The organism is Microbacterium umsixpiens (assembly GCF_053543675.1).
On the sequence record NZ_JBLVOH010000066.1, the window covers coordinates 12,775 to 16,807 of the forward strand.

General features: G+C 68.1%; 4 protein-coding genes. 3 read left to right on the plus strand and 1 reads right to left on the minus strand.

Annotated features, from left to right (window positions below; translation table 11 throughout):
- Positions 1-116 precede the first annotated feature (116 nt).
- Positions 117-590 (plus strand): heme-binding protein, encoded by a 474-nt coding sequence (locus ACNPM4_RS06650; RefSeq protein ID WP_448985149.1) that lies wholly within the window; start codon positions 117-119, stop codon positions 588-590.
- Between the two features lie 92 nt (positions 591-682).
- Here ACNPM4_RS06650 and ACNPM4_RS06655 read toward each other — a convergent pair whose 3' ends face one another.
- Positions 683-1,156, minus strand: a complete 474-nt coding sequence (locus tag ACNPM4_RS06655; protein ID WP_448985151.1) for a hypothetical protein — start codon at positions 1,154-1,156, stop codon at positions 683-685.
- A gap of 309 nt (positions 1,157-1,465) precedes the next feature.
- Between ACNPM4_RS06655 and ACNPM4_RS06660 the strand changes: the two genes are divergently transcribed.
- Together ACNPM4_RS06660 and ACNPM4_RS06665 are read left to right on the plus strand one after the other, a co-directional pair.
- A complete protein-coding gene (locus ACNPM4_RS06660) occupies positions 1,466-2,206 on the plus strand; it encodes a hypothetical protein (protein ID WP_448985153.1) in 741 nt (246 codons plus the stop codon).
- Positions 2,206-4,033: VaFE repeat-containing surface-anchored protein (locus ACNPM4_RS06665; protein WP_448985155.1), on the plus strand; the 1,828-nt coding region annotated here is incomplete at its 3' end. The genes ACNPM4_RS06660 and ACNPM4_RS06665, both read left to right, overlap by 1 nt.

Consider the following 4,033-nt stretch of genomic DNA (forward strand, 5'->3'; position numbering starts at 1 on the left):
AGAGGACGCGACGGGGGACCGCGCCCTCGGTCCCGTGCCCGGCCGCCGACGGAGTCCTCGAATTCTGCCCTCGCCCGCTACAGTCTCACTCGAACCACCTACGAGAGGCAGCACCGATGGCCGATGACGCAAGGCTCGCCCAGCTGGAGAACGAGCACGTCGAACTCGTCCTGCGCCGGTTCGACCGCAAAGACGCGTGGGAGCTCGGACGTGCCATCGCAGAACGGGCACTCGCAGCTGGTCATCCGGTCGCCGTCGACGTGCGTACCTCGTCCGGGATACTGTTCCACGCGTCGCTGCCGGGCGCGACCGCCGATAACGACTCCTGGGTGGAGAAGAAGGCCGCGACGGCCCTCCGCTTCGACACCAGCACCGCGCTGCTGGAAGCGCGCATCGAGAACGGCGGGCGCGACATGCACGAACCGGGGTGGCTCGATCCCGCCGTCTACGCCGTCGCCGGCGGTGCTGTCCCCATCCGCGTGGAGGGTGTGGGTGTCGTCGCGGTCGCGACGATGTCGGGGTTGCCGTCTGCGCAGGACCACGACAATGTCGTCGACGGCATCCGCGGGCTCGGACTCCTCGCGGGATAGCGCCTCCGGCCCGGCTGCCGGTCAAGGCTGGAGCGGTGTAACGCAGATGGCCGATCCGCATCGGCGGGCCGGCCATCTCCGTCCTGATCGAATCAGCGCAGCTTCACGTCGATCGTCTCGGTGAACGGGTCGATGTCGATGTTGGTCGTGATCGCGTAGCCGGATCCGGACGCACCCGTGGGGCGGAACTGGATGCGGATGTTGGTGATGTCGTTCGCGGTGATGATGCCCGTGATCGAGCCGTCGGGGTTCGTCGTCACCACGATGCCGATGGCGTTGGTGACTGCCAGGGTGACGCCAGAGTCGGGCACGATCGTCACGCTCGTACCGGCGGGAAGCAGCGCGAGGTTCCCGTCCGCGTCGCTGCCCTCCACCGTGAAGTTGGTGACGTTGCCGCTGACGACGCTCACGGTCGCGCCGGTCGCCCAGAACGTGGCGGGCGGCGCTGTGGTGGATGCCGCGGCCAGCGGAGCGGCGACCGCCACAGCGACGACCGGCACCGACCACGCTGCGCCCTTGACGAGCGTCCGGCGCGAGATGCCCTGAGTGTCGAGTTCTTCCTGCATGCTGTTTCCTTGTCCGGCTCTGTCGAGCCCTCTGTTCCGTGGGCTCTCTGTCGTCCCTCGGTAAGGAGTCGGAACAGACTCGGAGGTGACGCGAGGAGGTCAGGAAAGTTGATTCGCGTCACGTCTTCCGCCTTTTCGGCTCTTTCTTCTCCACCTCGCGTCACTTTCGGAGACCGTCTGACTCCTTGTAGGTGTATCGACGCACAGGCGTCCACACCGGAGGCATCGGCGTCCAATCGAGGGGATTCGGAACAGATGAATGAAAACGAGGTAGCAGTCCCGGGGCGCGGCATGTCGCGCAGGACGATCGTGAAGGGAGCAGCATGGTCGCTGCCCGTGATCGCCGCCGCCGTGGCCACACCGCTGGCGGCTGCATCGACGACGAACTGCACGGCGACGGTCAGCACGAGCACCGCCACGTACACACGGTTGAGCGCCACCTCGTCCGTGTTCACGTGGACCGACATCTTCGGTGACGGCAAGGACTTCACGCTCACGCTCACCGCCACGCCCAACGGGGCAAACAACATGGCCATCAGCGCGGCGAACAACCTCGTTCTCGATTCCAGCACGCAGGGCAACGAGGCGCTGCCCAGCGTGCGCTTGTCGCTCGAGACCATGGATCTCCGCGACATCGGCGGGGGTGAGCGAGTCACCTTCAGCTTCGCCCTGGACGGTGCGCCCACCAACGTCGAGAACCTGACCTACAAGATCAAGGACATCGACGGCGTGCAGGCACTGGACGGCCTCGGCGGAGCGGAGCGTGTCTACCTGTCCGCGTCCGCCGGGTCCGGTACGTACAACGCAGACTGGATTCGCGGCCAAGGAACAGGCACCAACCCCTGGCGCCCGTTCACCGGCGCGCCCAACGCCGAGGTCATCCCGACGAACTCGGGAGGGAACATCGCGGTCACGGCGACGACGGTCGGCGCGTTCGATCTCACCTTCGTCGCGAACAACTCAGGTCGTGAACTCGGAGAGCGGCCACCTCAGAACATCTGGGTGGGGCCGCTCAGCTTCACCGCGGTGAACCCCGCGTGCCTCGCGTGATGGGCAGCATGCGATCGACGACGCGGACGCGATCGGCGGGATGGGTCGCGGGTGCATTGCTGGCCCTCGGTGCACTCGTCGCCCCCGTGGGCGTCAGCGCCGCAACGGCCGCGGAGGTCGCCCCGGGGGACTCGGTCTACATCGGCAGCAAGGAAGGCTACAGCGGTACGGGGATCTTCCCGATCTGGTCCGAAGGGGTCCAGGCCGGGGACCCGGACCTCTGGGCGTACTGCCTCGAGAACCAGGTGACGGCGCAGACGGGTCGGGTAGGCACCGTCGGCGACGGCGACAGCTTCCTCGGCAGCAACTACTTCGTGGACCCTGCCATCCAGGGGAAGGTGCTGTGGGTGCTCGCCCACAGCTACCCCGCGGTGAGTCTGGAAGATCTCGCAGCCGCGGCCGGGGTCGCGCAGATCTCGCGGAACGATGCGATCGAGGCCACGCAGTACGCGATCTGGCGATACACCGACCTCACGTTCGATGCCGCGTGGGCGTGGGAGACGCCGGACTCTGAGGCGGCCTACTGGTACCTCGTGAACGGCGCGAACGCGAACCCGGGGCTGACCCCGGGGGACTTCGAGGTCACGGCCACGGTGACGGCGCCGGGTGTGGCACAGACGGCCGGCACCCTCGTCGGGCCGTTCGTCGTGAACACGAACCAGGCCGCCGTCGCCGTCTCCGTGGACCCCGCCGTCTCGGTCACCGACGCGAGCGGAACGGCCGTGGCACTCGATGCGGTCGTAGACGGTCAGGAGCTGTATCTGGACCTGCGTGCATCGACGGCAGCGGGAAGCGCGACCGTTCGGGTCGCGGCCGAGGGATCGAGCAGCACCGGCATGGTGGTCTCGGTGCCGAACGTGCCGGGTGGCACGCCGACGGCCGACGACCACGCGCAGTCGATCATCCTGGTGGCCCCCGAGGCGACGCAGACGACCGGGGAGGCGACCGTGGAATGGGCCGCTCAGCCCGGTGCAGCGGAGCCGGTGATCGGGACGTCGCTGGTCGACGCCGCCGACGGCGACCGGGTGCTGGGATGGAACGGGGGAGCAGTGATCGACACCGTCGCCTACCAGAACCTGGTTCCCGGCACGGAGTACACGGTCTCGGGTGAGCTGGTGCGCAAGTCCGACGGTCAGCCGACCGGCATCACGGGTTCGACGACTTTCACCCCGACGACGGCGAACGGCTCCGTCGGTGTGAACCTCGTCGTGCCGGCGGGCTTCGCCGGAGACGTGCTCGTGGCCTTCGAGGAGCTCTTCGAGGGCCCGGACGCATCCGGAGACCCGGTGGCCGAGCACAAGGACATCGACGACCTCGCGCAGACCGTCACGGTGGAGCAGGCGCCGGAAGCACCTGAGCCGTTCATCGGAACATCGCTGGTCGATGCCGCTGACCAGGACCATGTTCTGGCTCCGGGCGGCGGAACCCTCATCGACACGATCGCGTACCGCAACCTGACGCCGGGAACCGAGTACACGGTCACGGGTGTGCTGATGGACAAGGCGAACGGGGAGTCGACGGCCATCACGGGGTCGACCACGTTCACGCCGACCGCTCCGGACGGCTCGGTCGACGTGTCGTTCCGTGTCACGGCAGAGTCCGCCGGCACGGTGCTGGTGGCGTTCGAGGGGCTCTTCGTCGGCACAGATGTCACCGGGGACCCTGTCGCGGTGCACACCGACCTCGATGACGCGGCGCAGACGGTCGCGGTCGAAGCGGCGGATCCCGGTGTGCCCACCACACCGGCTCCGGGTGGAAAGGGAGACCTCGCGGCGACCGGCGCCCCGGCACCGATCGCGGGCATCGCTGCGGCGCTGCTCGCTGTTC